The sequence below is a fragment of the Sporosarcina sp. 6E9 genome (assembly GCF_017921835.1).
Taxonomy (GTDB): Bacteria; Bacillota; Bacilli; order Bacillales_A; family Planococcaceae; genus Sporosarcina.
Genome location: NZ_JAGEMN010000004.1, coordinates 150,776 through 168,308, shown reverse-complemented (window position 1 = coordinate 168,308; position 17,533 = coordinate 150,776). Strand labels below are relative to the sequence as shown.

Annotated in this window: 16 protein-coding genes; 10 read left to right on the top strand and 6 right to left on the bottom strand. The window is 39.7% G+C overall.

Annotated elements, in window-relative coordinates:
• Positions 1-18: 18 nt before the first annotated feature.
• From J4G36_RS15265 to yhaM, 3 genes are read left to right on the top strand one after another with little or no spacing between them, the layout of a single operon-like run.
• Complete coding sequence (locus J4G36_RS15265; protein WP_210471266.1) at positions 19-1,230, top strand: metallophosphoesterase family protein; 1,212 nt, start codon at positions 19-21, stop codon at positions 1,228-1,230.
• The gene (locus J4G36_RS15260; RefSeq protein ID WP_210471265.1) at positions 1,227-4,112 is read left to right on the top strand and encodes an ATP-binding protein; all 2,886 of its coding nucleotides are present in this window, start codon (positions 1,227-1,229) and stop codon (positions 4,110-4,112) included. Before J4G36_RS15265 ends, J4G36_RS15260 begins: the two co-directional genes overlap by 4 nt.
• Positions 4,112-5,050: a 3'-5' exoribonuclease YhaM gene (gene yhaM, locus J4G36_RS15255; RefSeq protein ID WP_210471264.1), complete on the top strand. Its 939-nt coding sequence runs from the start codon at positions 4,112-4,114 to the stop codon at positions 5,048-5,050. Before J4G36_RS15260 ends, yhaM begins: the two co-directional genes overlap by 1 nt.
• A gap of 47 nt (positions 5,051-5,097) precedes the next feature.
• On the opposite strand, the gene J4G36_RS15250 is transcribed toward yhaM, so the two are convergent.
• Positions 5,098-5,961: a peptidylprolyl isomerase gene (locus J4G36_RS15250; protein ID WP_210471263.1), complete on the bottom strand. Its 864-nt coding sequence runs from the start codon at positions 5,959-5,961 to the stop codon at positions 5,098-5,100.
• Positions 5,962-6,102: 141 nt separating this feature from the next.
• On the opposite strand from J4G36_RS15250, the gene J4G36_RS15245 reads away from it, so the two are divergent.
• Positions 6,103-6,195 carry a YjcZ family sporulation protein gene (locus tag J4G36_RS15245; protein ID WP_210471262.1) on the top strand — a complete coding sequence of 31 codons (93 nt, stop codon included), beginning with the start codon at positions 6,103-6,105 and terminating at the stop codon, positions 6,193-6,195.
• A 55-nt stretch (positions 6,196-6,250) separates the two neighbouring features.
• On the opposite strand, the gene J4G36_RS15240 is transcribed toward J4G36_RS15245, so the two are convergent.
• From J4G36_RS15240 to J4G36_RS15220, 5 genes are all read right to left on the bottom strand, one after another.
• Entirely contained in the window at positions 6,251-6,436 is a 186-nt protein-coding gene (locus tag J4G36_RS15240) for a hypothetical protein (protein ID WP_210471261.1), read from the bottom strand.
• Between the two features lie 84 nt (positions 6,437-6,520).
• Positions 6,521-7,081: an HTH-type transcriptional regulator Hpr gene (locus J4G36_RS15235; protein WP_256439606.1), complete on the bottom strand. Its 561-nt coding sequence runs from the start codon at positions 7,079-7,081 to the stop codon at positions 6,521-6,523.
• A gap of 140 nt (positions 7,082-7,221) precedes the next feature.
• A complete protein-coding gene (locus tag J4G36_RS15230) occupies positions 7,222-7,584 on the bottom strand; it encodes a YtxH domain-containing protein (protein WP_210471260.1) in 363 nt (120 codons plus the stop codon).
• A gap of 125 nt (positions 7,585-7,709) precedes the next feature.
• Complete coding sequence (locus J4G36_RS15225; RefSeq protein ID WP_210471259.1) at positions 7,710-8,240, bottom strand: tryptophan transporter; 531 nt, start codon at positions 8,238-8,240, stop codon at positions 7,710-7,712.
• Positions 8,241-8,338: 98 nt separating this feature from the next.
• On the bottom strand, positions 8,339-8,764 hold the full coding sequence (locus J4G36_RS15220; RefSeq protein ID WP_210471258.1) for an HIT family protein: 426 nt from the start codon (positions 8,762-8,764) through the stop codon (positions 8,339-8,341).
• Between the two features lie 143 nt (positions 8,765-8,907).
• Here J4G36_RS15220 and J4G36_RS15215 point away from each other — a divergent pair, with 143 nt between their 5' ends.
• The 6 genes from J4G36_RS15215 (at position 8,908) to J4G36_RS15190 (ending at position 17,486) form a co-directional block, all read left to right on the top strand.
• Positions 8,908-9,657, top strand: coding sequence for an ABC transporter ATP-binding protein (locus tag J4G36_RS15215; RefSeq protein ID WP_210471257.1), 750 nt, complete (start codon positions 8,908-8,910; stop codon positions 9,655-9,657).
• Positions 9,641-10,834, top strand: coding sequence for an ABC transporter permease (locus tag J4G36_RS15210; RefSeq protein WP_210471256.1), 1,194 nt, complete (start codon positions 9,641-9,643; stop codon positions 10,832-10,834). Before J4G36_RS15215 ends, J4G36_RS15210 begins: the two co-directional genes overlap by 17 nt.
• A 133-nt stretch (positions 10,835-10,967) precedes the next feature.
• Positions 10,968-11,204, top strand: coding sequence for an IDEAL domain-containing protein (locus tag J4G36_RS15205; protein WP_210471255.1), 237 nt, complete (start codon positions 10,968-10,970; stop codon positions 11,202-11,204).
• Positions 11,205-11,335: 131 nt separating this feature from the next.
• Complete coding sequence (gene uvrB, locus J4G36_RS15200; protein WP_210471254.1) at positions 11,336-13,318, top strand: excinuclease ABC subunit UvrB; 1,983 nt, start codon at positions 11,336-11,338, stop codon at positions 13,316-13,318.
• A 6-nt stretch (positions 13,319-13,324) separates the two neighbouring features.
• Positions 13,325-16,198 carry an excinuclease ABC subunit UvrA gene (gene uvrA, locus J4G36_RS15195; protein WP_210471253.1) on the top strand — a complete coding sequence of 958 codons (2,874 nt, stop codon included), beginning with the start codon at positions 13,325-13,327 and terminating at the stop codon, positions 16,196-16,198.
• A gap of 67 nt (positions 16,199-16,265) precedes the next feature.
• Positions 16,266-17,486: a DUF4097 family beta strand repeat-containing protein gene (locus J4G36_RS15190; RefSeq protein WP_210471252.1), complete on the top strand. Its 1,221-nt coding sequence runs from the start codon at positions 16,266-16,268 to the stop codon at positions 17,484-17,486.
• Positions 17,487-17,533: the final 47 nt, after the last annotated feature.

Sequence of the window (17,533 nt, the reverse complement as noted above, 5' to 3'; positions counted from 1 at the left end):
TTAAGGGGAGGGATTCATGTGTCGACAATTCGTTTTCTTCATGCGGCCGATTTACATTTAGATAGTCCTTTTAAAGGGATGACGGGGATGCAGGTAGATCAGCTAGTAAGTTTGCGTAATAGTACATTTGCTGCTTTTGAACGACTGATCTCGCATGCAATTCATACAAAGCCGGATTTCGTTCTGATTGTTGGCGACATCTATGACGGTGAAGACCGAAGTTTGCGCGCGCAGTTGAAATTTCAAGAGGGAATGAAAAAACTGAGCGACGCGCATATACCTGTCGTGATTTCATATGGTAACCACGATCATTTAAGCGGTAGGTGGACAAGATTTGAATTGCCGTCAAATGTCTATGTATTTAAGGAGAAAGTTGAACAAGTTACGCTCAATATTCGCGGCGATCAAGTAAATATTTACGGTTTTAGCTACAAAGATCGCCATATTCGAGAGTCTATGATTACGAATTACCCGATTGCAGATACTGGAACGGCATTTCATATCGGCATGCTACATGGAAGTTTAGCAGGGGATGAAACGCATGCGGTGTATGCCCCTTTTACCAAAGAAGAATTATTGCAAAAGCATTATGATTATTGGGCGCTCGGTCATATTCATTTACGCCAGCAACTGCACTCTGAACCGCCAATCGTTTATCCAGGGAATTTACAAGGAAGGCATCGAAATGAGCGCGGTGAAAAAGGGTTTTACGAAGTGAATCTATCTAAAGCAGAAGCGGCACTTAACTTTATTCCATCGTCTGAAATTGTTTTCGAGCGGATTGACATATCGTGTGCTGGCATTCGGCATGCAAATGAATGGATAGAAATCTGCAAAGAATCGATTGACTCTTTTAAAGATAAACATGGCGCGGGAATAATTGACTTGACGATGACTGATGTAGACCTAGAAACAGCCACTATGTTCGATCAAACACCGGTTGAAGAATGGCTGGAGGTGCTTCGAGAAGTGATCTCAGATCAAGAGTCCTTCGTTTGGATACAATCCCTTTCATTCAAGAAAGCTTATGGCGTGACAGCTACAGGGGTATTGGAGCAGTCCGTATTCAATATGATCAACGAATGGACTGAAGAGGAATGGAAAGACGTTTTAAAAGACGTCTACCAACATACACGTGGCGTAAAGTATTTACCTATTTTAAGTGAAGATGACATATTAGAAGTAAAAGAGAAATCGAAGATAATCATGGCAAATGAGGTGACTTTGTGAAGATTAAACAGTTGCTAATTTACGGGTTCGGTAAACATGAAAATGTCACGATTAATTTTAGTTCTGATTTGAATATTGTCTATGGATTGAACGAAGCCGGAAAGACGACAATCCAACAGTTCATACTCCATGTTTTATTTGGCTTCCCACAAAGAAATAGTGCCTTATTACGTTATGAGCCTAAATCTGGCGGGAAGTATGGTGGTCAAATTCAGTTAGTCGATGAGCTTTATGGAAACTTTACAATTGAACGCATCCGCGGGAAATCCTCGGGGGATGTCACGGTTTATTTTGAAGATGGAACAACAGGCGGGGAAGAGGAATTAAAGGTTCTTTTAAGGCAGTATAATCGAGCTTCTTTTGAATCCATTTTTTCATTTTCATTGCTCCAGTTGCAAGATTTCGAAAAAATGGATGAGAACGAGCTCAGCCGAACTTTGCTGGCGTCGGGGACAACAGGTGTTGATAGTCTGATTCAACTTGAAAAACGAATGGAAACGGACATGGGCGAGTTGTTTAAAAAGTCGGGCAGGGTTCCAAAAATGAATGTTAAGATGAAAGAACTTCGAGAACTTGAAATTTCCCTAAAAGAAGAACAAGAAAAAGTGGAAGAATTTGCACCATCTATTTCGAGGATCCATGAAATCGAAGAACGATTATCTTCATTGCGAAATCAAGAAAACGAACATCGAAAACAACTTGAACAACTTGCGCTTCACCGACAACGATTGCCGCTGCAACTGAAAAGGGATACCCTTCGACAACAATTAGAGCGACTTGGCACTACCAAATTTCCTGCTGACGGCATACGTCGACTGGAGTCAACGTCGGGTAAATTAATTGAAGCCAAAGCGGCTTATCATAGAATTGAAGAAGAGCTTATTGAGTTGGATCGGCGCATGCCCAAAAACGATCATGATGACCAACTTTCTAAAATCGACGACTTACTGGCAAAAGAATCGGAATGGCATGGTTGGCGCTCTACAAAAACTTCCTTAAATGATGAGCTACGTCGTTTAAGCAGTTTGAAGCAACGATTGCTTGACCGACTAGGGATCAAAGGTGACGATGGGTATCAAATCATACTCGGGGCGGATGTTTCTCTTCGGAAAGAAGAAGAAATGCACGAATTTCTAAATGAATTAACAATGATAAACAATCAAATTGATTTTGCTGAACAACAAAAAGCAATGTTAGAAAAAGACATTGAACAATTATGTGCCCAACTCGACTCGTTGCAGACGCCATCTGCCGCAGAACGACAGCAAGTAGAAGAATGGCCAAAGATACAGCAAGAATTAGCTGAAGCCAAGGCGTATATCTCGTTTAATAAACATGCCAATAAAGGAAATAAGTCCCAGTTACTACCTGTCGGCTTGCTATTGATTGCCGTTGCATGTATCGGTTTCGGGATCATTCAATTGCAATGGTTAGCGCTTGTTATAGGTGTGATTATAGGTGGAATTGGTATGTTCTTTTATTCGAAAAAAGACGATGCAGATGACTCGAAGCTGACTGCGATGGAAAAAGTTGTTTCAACACATGCCCATAGAGAACGAGAAATGAAACAACTCTCAGACCGAATTGAATTTTATACACGTGAAAAGAACCGATTGGAAGAAGCTAATCAAGCCAATAGAAGCAACGCTGAGACAATCCAATCAGAAATTGATCGTTTAGCTAACTTAAGGCATCAATGCGAGTTGCGTTTTAATGAGTTTATTGGCGCATATGGTTTTGACGGGCTTCCATCGCCCGGAATTGTTCCGGAGTTATTTCGAATGATCCGAGAAGTGCAAGAAGTTGGTCGAGAAGTAAAAGAAGCCATGAACCAACAGCGTTCGATTGAAGCGAATCTAGCGCTGCGATTTGAAGAAGTTAAACGTGTCGCGCAACAAGCTGTTTCAGAGGATAGTGTATATGAAGTACTACGTAAAACTTTTATTCAGTTGAATGAAGAGATTGAAACAAAGAAAGCTATCACGACAAGGATTGAACGACTTAAGCCTTCATTGATCGAGACTAACGAGCTGATTGATTCGCTCGATATAAACTTGCATGGGTTGTTAAAAGAAGCGGGTGCGGAAACGGAAGAGGATTTTTACAAGGCATATGATTTTCACCGAGAGGCAAACAACTTAAGAGAACAGTTAGCATCGATAGAATCACAAATGACAGCCATCGGATCGTTGTATTTTGAAGAACAGATAACCGAAAATGAAATTGAAGATAAAATTACTTTTCATGAGGATGAGTTGTCGATAATTGCGGAAGAAGTTGATTTGTTAATCAATGAAAAGGCGGCACTGGTTAATAAAACAGAAAAACTTCTGACGGATGAAACTCATGGTAAACTACTTCAACTTTTTGAAATGAAGAAGGCAGAACTCGCAGAACTTGCGAAAGAGTGGTCTGCTCGAAAAGCAATTAACGAGGCAATCAATCGAACAATGATGGATTTAAAAGAAAAGAAATTACCAGAGGTACTGGGCTATGCAGAGCAACTCTTTAAAACGTTAACGGATGGTAAGTATACAGCGCTGATTATCACAGAGAAAGGGACATTTGAGGTTTTATCAGAAACGGGCATACGATATCCAATTATTGAACTTAGCCAGGCTACGAAAGAGCAAGCCTATATATCACTTCGATTAGCGCTTGCCAAATCAATATTGGAAACCGCTCCATTTCCGATTATCATGGATGATCCGTTTGTTCACTTTGACGAAGAGCGACTTTCGCGTATGATGAAATTAGTAGATTCTGCCCATCAACATCAATTTATCTATTTTACTTGTCATGAAAAAATGAAAAATTATTGGGTAGATGGTACAATAATTAACGTTTCAGAAATTGGAAACGAACAGGGGGCGGTTGTTTAATGAAGAAGTTACTCGAATATAAAGTAGGCGAAACAATAGACCTTTATCTATTGATCAAGCAATCTACTAAAGGTGTTACGACCCAAGGAAGTCCTTTTATGACCCTAATTTTACAAGACAAAAGCGGGGATTTAGAAGCGAAATTATGGGACACGACGGATGAGCATATGAAATTATATCCAGCGTCAACAATCGTAAAAGTAGGTGCGGATATTCATGAATATCGCGGGAAAAATCAATTGCGTATTAAAAGTATACGCCCAATTAAAGAATCGGAAAATGTGACCATTTCTGACTTAGTTCCATCAGCTGCCAAAAGTAAAGAAGTGTTGTATGAAGAGTTAATGTCGTTTTTCTTTGAAATGGAAAATCCACAGATACAACGAATTACGCGTCATTTATTGAAGAAGCATGAAGCGGCGTTTTTGACATATCCAGCTGCGACTCGAAATCACCATGACTATGTTTCTGGGTTAATCGACCACGTCGTATCCATGTTGAAATTAGGAAAGTCATTAGCTGAATTATACCCATCGTTGAATAAGGATTTATTATACGCGGGAATTATTCTGCATGATATCGGTAAAGTGATTGAGCTATCTGGTCCGATTGGGACGCAATATACGCTTGAAGGAAATCTAATTGGACATATTTCTATTATGGTCAATGAAATTTCGAAAGCGGCGGATGAGCTAGAAGTTACAGGAGAGGAAGTCATGTTGCTGCAACATATGGTGCTATCCCATCACGGAAAAGAAGAATGGGGCAGCCCGAAACGCCCGATGTTAAAAGAAGCGGAAATCCTTCATTACATTGATAACATCGATGCGAAAATGAATATGTTGGACCGTGCACTTGGCAAGACGAAACCTGGGGAGTTTTCTGAACGAATCTTCCCATTGGATAATCGTTCGTTTTATAAACCGACATTTGAATGAAAAAGTACGTAAAAAAGGCTATCCACATAGGATAGCCTTTTGATATTCTATTTATCTGTTCCTTGCCAGCCCTCTAATACAGATTTAAACGTTTCGTCTTTCAAGTCGACGTCGACTTTACTTACAAGATTTGCAAGTGCTTCTTCAAACTTCTGTTTTTTAAGGCCGTTTTCGATGCCAGGTTTCAATTCTTCGTAAGACTCGGTAAGCTCGACATCACGTGTCTCAGTAACCTCGATGACATGATAGCCGAAGCTAGTTTTAACAGGCTCACTCAGTTCGTTTTCTGGCAGGGTAAATGCCGCATCTTCAAACTCTTGCACCATTTTTCCAGGGCCGAACCATCCCAAGTCTCCACCAGTTTCTTTCGCAACAGTTTCTGTGGAGTATTCTTTGGCAAGTTCAGCGAAATCCCCGTCTTCTTTTAATTTTGCAATGACTTCTTTAGCGGTTTTTTCATCGTCAACGACAATATGACGCGCGTGAATTTCTTTTTTCATTTTCTCGTATTCTGCTTTTATTTGTTCTTCTGTAATCTCATCTAAACTCTCAATTAATTTTTCATTTAGCATTTTTAGTTCAACTTGTTGTTCAAAAAACGCTTCTGTCCAATTTTGTTGTTTAAGAAACGCTTCAAAGTTTTCACCATAGCTTTCTTTTTGCTCCTTAATGGCTGCTTTTAATTCTTTATCTGAAACTTCGTATTCATTAGAGATTGCTTTTTTTAGTATTAAATTTTCAAAAGCTTGAGCACCAACTGATCCCTTCATCTCGTTGTATAAATCAGCTTTTGTTACACTTCCGGCTTTTGTTGTAGCGATTACTTCGTTATCAGTAGCGTTATTATCGCTACATGCGGAAAGTGCAAGGATGGAAGCGGTTAATGTGAGTGCAAGCATTGTTTTTCTCATTTGAAATCTCCCCTAAATGTAATGTGCAACAGTTGTTACTATATCATAAATTCAGTCTTAAAACAAAAAGCTTTCGACGGTTATTTGCCTACGAACCAGTAAATGGTGAGCATACGATAAAGAGAGAGAGGGGGTGCTCCCGTGAGCGGATACAACCAAGGTACTTCAGGCTTTGCGTTAATCGTAGTGTTGTTTATTTTATTAATTATTGTCGGTGCAGCATACTTGTATTAAGTAAAAATGAAAAAAGTCCGGTTTCCCATGGGGAAACTGGACTTTTTCATTTTTTCTAAACTGCTAACAGGACTTCAACGAAAAATGAGAGCATTAATATTGTAATGAGAATATTAACAGTCGTAAATATTTTCGATTGTTTTTCTTCGGGGATTTCCCTTGTCGCGCAAAGTATATATGTCATTCTATTTATTTGATATAAGTAAAATAATGAGAATAGAACTGTTACTACAAGGATCAAATGTATTTCCTCCCCTTCAATCATCTACTCGTTATAATAGCATAAAGTGATTCAGATTGAAACAGAACCAATCCCATTTTCTCATTAGCTCGAGTTTCGTGCGGATGTCAATTCGCCACTATCACTATCGAATGTACTTTCAATATTGGTAATGCCGCGTTCGAAGATTTCCATAAAATCTTCACCATAAATATTTTTAACTACAGCCATCACTTCTAAAAATTCGGGAAATTTCCCGTATAATTGCTTAATTGGCAGTGAGCCATCAAGTATTCTATGTTCGGTATCATAATAACTTTGATTCATCTCTAAAATTAGTTTTTCGCCTTCAGCCGTTACAGCAACATAAGTGTTTCGGCGATCATCTTCTAATTTGTAAAAACTTAAGTATCCACGTTCTTCTAATTTTTTTGAAAAGTTGAAAGCAGTCGATACGTGCATGACACCAAATTTCGATATATCCGAAATTGTAGCCTCTTTCAGATGATAAGATAACCACAAAATATGGTGTTCATTAATATTCAAGTCATAAGGTTTAATCCATTGTTGCCAATCTTTTTCTACAGCTTTCCATAAAGCTTTAGACAGTTGAGCAATGCGCTGGCTAAAGATCATCGCTTCTTTTGGTGAATATTTTTCATCCAATTGTAAAACCCCCACTTTCTTTAAACGTCCTCTTTTATTATAGCAGGAAAGCAAACGATAAAGAAGTGAGAATTGCGAAAACTTCTAATTGAAATGAAAAAGGTTATCCGAAATGTTAGGATAACCAATTTCTAGTACGATTATTTTTGCTGCGCTGCTATCGTTTGCTCTAAGTTCTCCAGTGCATCTTGGATTGCAGTTAGTTCTTTTTCGAGGCGTATTCGATTTGGTTCTGTCGATTGTTGCCAATTTTCAAATGACTGTTTGATTCCGCGGGCAGCGCCTGGGACAGTTTCTTTTGCTTCTTTTGAAAGACTGGAAATCGAGTGTTTTAAATTATTTACTTTTTGTTTAATATCACCAAATGTTTCTCTAAAGTCAGTTGAAGCGCTTTTTACAGAAGTGCGAATTTCACTACCTGATTTTGGAGTTGAATAGAGTACAGTAATCGCTGCCGCAACTGTGCCTGTTGCTAGGCCTAGGAAAAAAGTAGATGCTTTCATAAGTGATGAACTCCTTTCTGTAGGAATAGTATTCCTTTCACTAGTTTAATTAAACCACGCATTCAATAGATGAGCAAACAAAAAAAGCTTTTCGCCTAATAGCGAAAAGCTTTGGATAAGAAATTTTAGTTCGTAACGGGTTTATGAAAAGAGGATCTTTCCAAAATTTTTGTTACGATTGGGTTGATTAAGAAAAATGCGATGCCATTTAGCGCGACAGTAGGTAGTACAACTGTCAATATTGCATATAACAAAGTAAATGGAATATCTACGGCTAAAATGAAAATTGCGACTGACAAAAAGATAAATCCTGATAGCAATGTACCAAGACCAACCAGTACAGTCGATGCAATTAAATTAGAAGAAATACTTTTGAACAATTTGATCACCGCATAGAAAACAAATCCAGTAATTAGTTTATCTACAATATTCGGGAGGAATCCTAACGGGAATGTCGAAAACAAACCTGACAGAACACCTGTCGCGATTGTTAAAATAAAAACGCTCTTCACATCGCGGAATAGTAAAATACCGATAAACATCATTGTCAACATGAAATCGGGTTTCATGCCACCATTAATTCCTGGAATGATTAAATAGAGTGCGGCACCTACAGCAACCAACATGGCCATTAAAACAAGATTCTTCGTATTCAATTCTAATCTCTCCTCAGCTAAGCTCAATTTGTTCTCCTATCGTATCCTCATGATCGATAGCGAAAAACTTATAGATTACTATATACTAAAAGTAGCGGTTAAGCAAGTACACTTCTAATCTTATCTGCAAGTTCTTGAATCTTTTCGGGTGTATATGTCGTCTGTTTCGTTTCCCATGTTGATAACTGGAAACCGTCCGTTTCGTCGTATCGCGGGATGAAGTGCATATGGTAATGGAATACGCTTTGGCCAGCAGGTGCACCATTATTTTGAAGTAAATTTAATCCTGCGGGACGGAATTCGGCTTTTAGCGCGTTTGCAATTTTAGGTGCGACTTTGAAGAAGTTGGCTGCATCCTCTTCAGTAAAATCGTAAATGTTTTCAATATGTTTTTTCGGAATGAGCAGAACATGTCCTTCTGTAGTCGGCATTATATCCATGAATGCGTAGACATGCTCATCTTCATAGATTTTCGCGCTCGGGACGGCTCCTTCAATAATTTGACAAAAAATACAACTTGTCATATTCAACACTCCTTTCATTATTTAGACAATTGTAGCATATTTTCAACTGATGGATAAGAATAAGAATATGAATATGAATATGCATAGGACAAGGTATTTTGCTTGCGGATTTGTTAAACTAAAGAAAAGAATGGGGGATGAACATGTCAATAGTTGAACTGAAAGATGTGACAGGCGGATATTCAAGAAAGCCCGTTTTACATGATTTGTCATTTGAAATTGGCGAAGGTGAACTTGTTGGCTTGATCGGCTTGAATGGCGCTGGAAAAAGTACAACAATTAAACATATTATTGGCTTAATGAATGCGCATAGCGGAGAAATTCGATTGAACGGGGTCACGTTTAGTGAAGATCCCGAAACTTATCGAAAATCATTTACGTATATACCGGAAACACCGATACTTTATGAAGAGCTGACGTTGCGCGAACATTTGGAACTGACAGCCATGGCATACGGACTTGATAAAGATGCATTTGAAGCGCGGTCGGCATCATTATTGCGTGAGTTTATGATGGAAAAAAGACTTCGTTGGTTTCCGGCGCATTTTTCTAAAGGCATGCGTCAAAAGGTAATGATTATGTGTGCATTCCTCGTCAATCCATCACTGTACATTATTGATGAACCTTTCGTCGGTCTTGATCCGATTGGGATAAAATCATTGCTCGAACAAATGACAGAACGAAAGAATGAAGGGGCATCCGTTCTGATGTCCACGCATATCTTATCAACAGCTGAAAAATACTGCGATAGAATCATCCTGCTGCACGAAGGCAGGTTGCGTGCACAAGGAACGATGGATGAGCTTCGGGAAGCATTTGGACGACCTAAGGCGTCGCTCGACGACTTATACATCGCAATGACAGAGGACAATGGCCATGAAAAATTTGCGTGAATTATGGGGAACTCGATTTATTCATTACATGACAGAGTTTCAAAAGTACATGAAGTATGTTGTGACTGGTCATCTGGCATTGGTTCTCGTTTTTGCAATTGGCGCAGGTGGTTATACGTATAGCGAGTGGTTAAAAGAAGTGTCTCCAGATTTTCCAGCAGCGCTACTAACTGCAATTATTATTGGGGCAGCATTGGCCTACTCTGCTCCGGTTACATTATTAAAGCCAGCCGATGCTGTTTATTTTTTACCAATGGAGACTAAACTGGATTTGTATTTTAAACAGTCATTGCGTTGGTCGACTTTTTCGCAACTTCCATTGCCTTTTATTTTGTATATTGTTGCGTTACCACTTTTATCAGCAACAGAAACCGGGACCAAAGCTGAATTTATGTGGTTGGCATTCTTCATCGTCGCGTTAAAATGGATCTATATAGAAACAGAATTTTATTTCAGACATGCTAAAGGTGGCGAATGGGTTTGGGGAGACCGAGCATTTCGCTTCGTATCTGCATCATTCTTTATTTATTTATGGCTTAGCCCGTACCCATACTTAATTATCTTATTCGCTGTTCTAATTGGCGTCTATTCAACGTATTGGCGGAAACAGAAAAAAAATATGCCCTTTCCGTATGAACATTTCATCACGCTAGAACAAAATAGAATGATGCGTTTCTATCGATTTGCAAACTACTTTACCGATGTGCCGCATTTGAAAGGTTCTGTTAGCCGTCGAGGGTGGCTCGGATTTTTGTTGACGCCCTCACGGTTTGAAGGGGCGGATGCCCAAAAGTATTTGGTCAAGCGCACACTAATTCGAACAGATGATATTTTTTGGTTATGGGTGAGGTTAACAGTAATTACAGTGCTAGGTGCAGTATTTATCCCATTCCCGCTTGTTGTCTATATTTTTACAGCTGCACTTGCATTTGCATCAGCGATTCAATTAATCTATGCGTTGCGTGCGGGCGAAGAGTTTCGAATGGATATGTTATTTCCAATCAACAAACGTTCTGAAGCCATTCGAAGTACAGTTCGCCAAGTTCAATGGCTTCAAGCTTTACTGGTTCTAATCACTGCCTTATTTACATTTGGATTCGGAGGGACTCCTTTCTTACTTGGGATAATTGTTCTCGCTGTATCTGAGATAACGCTTCAAGTAACTAAAGAAAAGTGAGCAAATCGTTCCCTCGGTATTTAATTTACCAGGGAACGATTTTTTTAGAAGTTTAAATAGAAAATTCCGAAAAACCTTGCAACTTCACCTGTAAATTATATATAATAGTAAAAAGGCAACAGGGGTGAGCGTTTTGGAAAAAAAGTATTCATACACTGAATTTATGAAATCTATTGGCAGAAATACCTCTTCGGCTCATGCGGAAAAACTGTTAAATGAAATTTACATGGATTTGTTTCTCAAACGTCTTCATCGTGAACAAATTAGAAAACGTCTCAATGGACTTGTCGATCAATCATTGGACAATCGAGACGAAAGCGCCTTCTTGTCTTATACAGATGAACTATTGAAATTTGAAAAATGTAATTGAACAAAAAACGCTACGAGTGGACGTAGCGTTTTTTTACGTTGAAAATAGTTAAAACATACGTTCTCTTTTTATTCGTATAAATAAAGGGTATATGATAAAATAAGATTATACTAGCACGGGAGGGGCTCCTCATGGTTCAAACATTTAACTTACAATCACCGTACAAGCCTGCAGGCGATCAACCGCATGCGATAAAGCAACTTATTAAAGGATTGGAACAAGATAAAAGGCATCAAACGCTTTTAGGAGCAACCGGTACAGGAAAAACATTTACAGTATCCAATGTATTGACAGAAGTGAATAAACCAACACTTGTCATGGCGCATAATAAAACATTAGCAGGTCAATTATATAGCGAATTCAAAGAGTTTTTTCCGGACAATGCTGTGGAGTATTTCGTTAGTTACTATGATTATTTCCAGCCTGAAGCTTATGTTGCACATACAGATACTTATATCGAGAAAGATGCGAGCATAAACGATGAAATTGATAAACTTCGTCACTCGGCAACATCTTCTTTATTTGAACGAAATGACGTAATTATTGTCTCATCTGTTTCGTGTATTTATGGGCTTGGTTCGCCTAAAGAATACCGCGACATGGTCGTTTCTGTACGTGTAGGAATGGAAATTGGACGCGATGAATTGCTGAGAAAATTTGTCGCAATACAATATATTAGAAATGACATCAGTTTCACGCGCGGAACGTTCCGGGTTCGAGGGGATGTTGTAGAATTATTTCCGGCATCACGGGACGAGCGCTGTATTCGAATCGAATTTTTTGGCGATGAAATCGACCGCATTCGAGAGGTGGATGCACTGACGGGAGAAATTATTGGGAATCGTGAACATGTTGCTGTTTTCCCAGCTTCCCACTTCGTGACGAGCGAAGAAAAAATGGTGAAGGCAGTCGATAATATTGAAGTTGAATTAGAGGAACGTTTACAGGTATTAAAAAGTGAAGATAAATTGCTCGAAGCACAGCGGCTTGAACAAAGAACCCGCTATGATTTAGAGATGATGCGTGAAATGGGTTTCTGTTCGGGTATCGAAAACTATTCTAGACATTTGACATTAAGACCCCCGGGTGCGTCTCCTTATACGCTAATTGATTACTTCCCGGATGACTTTCTATTAATCGTCGATGAAAGTCACGTCACTTTGCCGCAAGTTCGCGGAATGTTTAATGGAGACCAGGCAAGAAAACAAGTTTTAGTGGATCACGGTTTTAGACTTCCTTCGGCACTTGATAACAGGCCGCTTACATTTCAAGAGTTTGAAGGACGCATTCGTAATGCGATTTATGTATCTGCAACACCTGGCCCATATGAAATTGAACATACGCCCGAAATGGTCGAGCAAATTATCCGACCGACGGGATTGTTAGATCCAACGATTGATGTTCGCCCAATTGAGGGACAAATAGATGATTTAATACATGAAATAAATGAACGGGTTAAAAAGAATGAACGCGTTCTGATTACCACGTTAACAAAGAAAATGTCGGAAGACTTAACTGATTATTTAAAAGAAATTGGTATCAAAGTGCAGTATCTTCATTCAGAAGTCAAAACGCTTGAACGAATTGAAATTATTCGTGAGTTAAGAGTGGGTACCTACGATGCACTCGTAGGGATTAACTTACTACGAGAGGGTATAGACTTACCTGAAGTATCACTCGTCACAATCTTGGATGCTGATAAAGAAGGATTCCTACGTTCCGAACGAGCGCTAATTCAAACAATTGGACGTGCTGCGCGAAATTCAAACGGGCATGTCATTATGTATGCCGATCGAATGACGGATTCAATGGAAAAAGCGATTAGCGAGACAGAACGTCGTCGTGACATTCAAAGGGATTATAATACGAAACACGGGATAACGCCTACGACTATCAAAAAGAATATTCATGAAGTCATTCGAGCAACCGACGTTGCAGAAGAAAGAGAAACTTACATTGAAAAGATAACACAAGGTAAAAAACTGACGAAGACAGAGAAAGAATCGATTCTCAAAGTGCTTGAAAAAGAGATGAAAGATGCCGCGAAGGATCTTCAATTTGAACTTGCAGCAGAACTAAGAGATGCCATTTTAGAGTTAAAGGCAGAGAGGTAGATTGTTATGAGAAACAAAGAAATCGTCATACAAGGCGCAAGAGCACATAATCTTAAAGATATTAGCTTGAATATTCCACGCGATCAGCTCGTTGTTATTACGGGATTGTCGGGGTCCGGAAAGTCATCGCTTGCCTTTGATACGATTTATGCGGAAGGGCAAAGGCGCTATGTCGAATCGCTTTCGGCATATGCTCGCCAATTTTTAGGGCAGATGGATAAACCTGATGTCGATGTGATTGAAGGTTTGTCTCCTGCGATTTCGATTGACCAAAAGACGACGAGCCGAAATCCCCGTTCGACAGTCGGAACTGTCACGGAAATTTATGATTATCTTCGACTTCTATTTGCACGTGTCGGGAAACCGATTTGTCCGATACATGGAACTGAAATCTCTTCGCAAACGATACAACAGATGGTTGACCGGATCATGCAATTGCCAGAGAGAACGCGCATACAAGTTTTGGCGCCAATTGTCTCAGGAAGAAGAGGCACACACGCGAAACTAATAGAGGAAATCAGGCAAGAAGGTTATGTTCGAATTCGTGTCAATGGGGAAATTATAGATCTTGACGATAATATCGAATTGAATAAAAACCAACGTCATTCCATCGAGGTTGTGATTGACCGTATTGTGATGAAAGATGACATCGTTTCCCGGTTAGGCGATTCATTGGAATCTGCACTTCGACTAGCAAAGGGCACAGTTCTAATCGATATTATTGACGGTGAGGAAATGCTGTTTAGCGAACATCACGCTTGTCCAATCTGTGGATTTTCAATTGGCGAACTTGAACCGCGAATGTTTTCGTTCAACAGTCCTTTCGGTGCATGCGGAGAATGTGACGGACTCGGAACAAAACTTGAAGTCGATTCTAAACTTGTCATTCCAGATTATTCATTGTCATTAAAAGAGCACGCTATAGCCCCGTGGGAGCCGACGAGTTCGCAGTATTATCCAGAACTATTAAAAACTGTCGCAAAACATTATGGGATATCAATGACTGTGCCTGTAAGTGAATTGCCAGAAGCCCAATTAGAGAAAATATTATATGGATCGAAAGATGAAAAAATCCGTTTCCGTTATACAAATGAATTTGGCGGGACGCGTGATAGCGATATTTATTTTGAAGGGGTATTATCGAACGTTGCCCGAAGATACAAGGATACTTCATCCGATTATGTACGTGACCAAATGGAAAAATATATGGCACAGCGCCCATGTCCAACATGTAATGGATACCGCTTGAAAGAAGAGACGCTTGCGGTAAAAGTGAACGGCGTCCATATCGGGAAAGTGACCGATTTATCGATAGAAGAGGCGGATCGGTTCTTTAAGCAATTGGAACTGTCTGAAAAAGACCGACAAATCGCAGAACTGATTTTACGTGAGATTGCTGAACGGTTAGGATTTCTTATAAATGTAGGTCTGGATTATTTAACGCTATCAAGAGCATCTGGAACACTATCGGGCGGGGAAGCCCAGCGTATCCGTCTGGCTACACAAATTGGTTCCCGTCTAACCGGTGTACTTTATATATTAGATGAGCCTTCGATAGGGCTCCATCAACGGGACAATGATCGTCTTATCGAAACATTGAAAAACATGCGAGATATTGGGAATACGTTGATTGTAGTGGAGCATGATGAAGACACGATGTTGGCAGCAGACCATTTAATCGACATGGGGCCAGGTGCAGGTGTAGAAGGAGGAGAGGTCGTCTCCGCCGGTACGCCAAGCGAAGTGATGAATGATCCAAAATCACTTACAGGAGATTATTTAAGCGGGAAAAAATTCATACCTTTGCCGCTAGCGCGTAGAGAATCAGATGGCCGTAAAATATCAATCAAAGGTGCAGCTGAAAATAATTTAAAAAATGTCGATGTCGATATTCCTTTAGGCCAATTCATTGCCGTTACAGGTGTATCGGGATCGGGAAAGAGTACACTTGTCAATGAAGTGCTGTATAAGGTGTTGGCGCAAAAACTAAACCGTTCAAAACAGCAACCGGGTAAATATGACACTTTAGAGGGTCTTGAGGAACTTGAAAAGGTGATTGAAATCGACCAATCTCCAATCGGGCGAACGCCTAGGTCAAACCCGGCTACTTATACAAGCATGTTTGACGACGTTAGGGATGTTTACGCTTCTACGAATGAAGCAAAAGTTCGCGGGTATAAAAAAGGTAGATTTAGTTTCAACGTAAAAGGCGGGCGCTGCGAGGCGTGTCGCGGAGATGGAATTATCAAAATCGAAATGCATTTTTTACCGGATGTTTACGTACCTTGTGAAGTGTGTCATGGAAAGCGTTACAATCGCGAAACGTTAGAAGTTCGTTATAAAGGAAAGAATATTGCGGATGTACTTGCGATGACTGTTGAAGATGCGCTTGTCTTTTTCGAAAATATCCCCAAAATCAATCGCAAATTACAGACGATTGTTGATGTTGGACTCGGCTATATAAAACTTGGTCAGCCAGCGACCACGTTATCAGGCGGAGAAGCGCAACGTGTGAAACTAGCTTCCGAATTACACAAACGCTCAAACGGGAAATCCTTTTACATTCTTGATGAACCGACAACTGGGCTTCACACACATGATATCGAAAAACTGCTGGTTGTTTTGCAGAGGCTTGTTGAAACGGGGAATACTGTGCTAGTTATTGAACATAATCTAGATGTCATTAAGACGGTCGATCACATCATTGATTTAGGGCCCGAAGGTGGAGATAAAGGCGGGCAGATTATTGCAACGGGAACACCCGAAGAAGTAGCGAAAGTTAAAAAGTCATATACCGGACACTATTTAAAACCAATTTTGAAACGAGATAAAACACGCATGAAGAATGTAATAAAAGAAGCTGAATCCCTCGTCAAATGAAACTTTTAACGAATGCAACCGTATATATACTAATCACAAGTAGAGATCCAAATTAGGAGGCGGAAGAATGCAAAGTAAAAGAAAGCGGATATTGACAATGTTGGAAAACGGTACGATAACCACGGACGAAGCGTTAACCCTTTTAGAAAACTTGAATGAGGAACAAACATCGACAGAAACAAGCCAATCCCCAAGTTTAGAAGAAACAACTGAAAGCGAAACTTCATCGGATACAACGGAAAAAGAGACAACGAGTTCTGAAACTGAAAAAAAATCGGACCCCGATCAAGAAAACAATCAATCCGGGAATTCGGGGAAATCCAAGACGTCCAAACAATCAATGGATGACTTCCTAGAGGACTTGCGTAAAGATTTTACCAATGTTAGCGATCGTTTCATGCAGTTTATGCAAACAGCCGTACAAACAGTGAAGGAGTTTGATATTGAATCTCCATTTGGCGAATCTGTGTTATTTTCCCACACCATTAACAAACCGATGGATAAAATTGATGAACTACTTTTAGACATCGATAACGGGAAAATAACAGTCCATTACACTGATGAAAAAGAAGCACGCGCGGAATTTTCGGTGAAGGCATTTAACAACGAATCAGAAACGAAAGCGAAAGAAGACTTTCTCGAAAAGGTGCTCGTCGTCACGGATGACAACAAATTGAGAATTTCAAGCAAGATGAAAATGACTAAGGTGAATCTAGAATTATTTTTGCCTCAAAAAGAATATAAAGAGCTTAATGTTCGTTTGATGAATGGATCATTCCAGATGAAGGATGCTGAGGCGAAAAAAGTACATGTAAAAACAGCGAATGGTAAAATTGATATATCTACATTGAAGTTTACTACCGCTGACTTCGAAACCGCAAATGGCGAAATAAGATTGACTGGCTTAAGCGGCGAAAATCTATCTGCGGAGACCTTAAACGGCCGTGTTTATATTGATGGCGATTTAAAAGAAGTGGAAGCCCAATCGCTAAGTGGACATGTCGTTGTGACAACAACAAATGAAAAAGCCTCAAAAATCGAAGCTAAAACAATGAGCGGTTCGGTTGAATTATATATACCAACTGGTCTTGCATTGTCAGGTGAAATCGCATCGAATATGGGGCGACTAGATTTACAGCTCGATGATGTGAACCGTACGGCCGAGCAAGATTTACTATTACAAAGATCAATCCGCTTTTCAAAAGATGTCGAAAGTCAAGACAACCCGCTATATATATTTGGAGAAGCAAAAACGGGTTCAGTCCTTGTTTGTTATAATGCAAAGTGAGTTAGTAAAAAAGAACATTCCTTGGTGAATGTTCTTTTTCTATTTCA

Excerpts from the sequence above, each read along its gene's own strand:
- J4G36_RS15215 (WP_210471257.1), top strand. The coding sequence starts at position 8,908 with ATGTCAATAGTTGAACTGAAAGATGTGACAGGCGGATATTCAAGAAAG.
- uvrA (WP_210471253.1), top strand. The coding sequence starts at position 13,325 with ATGAGAAACAAAGAAATCGTCATACAAGGCGCAAGAGCACATAATCTT.
- uvrB (WP_210471254.1), top strand. The coding sequence starts at position 11,336 with ATGGTTCAAACATTTAACTTACAATCACCGTACAAGCCTGCAGGCGAT.
- J4G36_RS15210 (WP_210471256.1), top strand. The coding sequence starts at position 9,641 with ATGAAAAATTTGCGTGAATTATGGGGAACTCGATTTATTCATTACATG.
- J4G36_RS15190 (WP_210471252.1), top strand. The coding sequence starts at position 16,266 with ATGCAAAGTAAAAGAAAGCGGATATTGACAATGTTGGAAAACGGTACG.
- J4G36_RS15220 (WP_210471258.1), bottom strand. The coding sequence starts at position 8,764 with ATGACAAGTTGTATTTTTTGTCAAATTATTGAAGGAGCCGTCCCGAGC.
- yhaM (WP_210471264.1), top strand. The coding sequence starts at position 4,112 with ATGAAGAAGTTACTCGAATATAAAGTAGGCGAAACAATAGACCTTTAT.
- J4G36_RS15230 (WP_210471260.1), bottom strand. The coding sequence starts at position 7,584 with ATGAAAGCATCTACTTTTTTCCTAGGCCTAGCAACAGGCACAGTTGCG.
- J4G36_RS15250 (WP_210471263.1), bottom strand. The coding sequence starts at position 5,961 with ATGAGAAAAACAATGCTTGCACTCACATTAACCGCTTCCATCCTTGCA.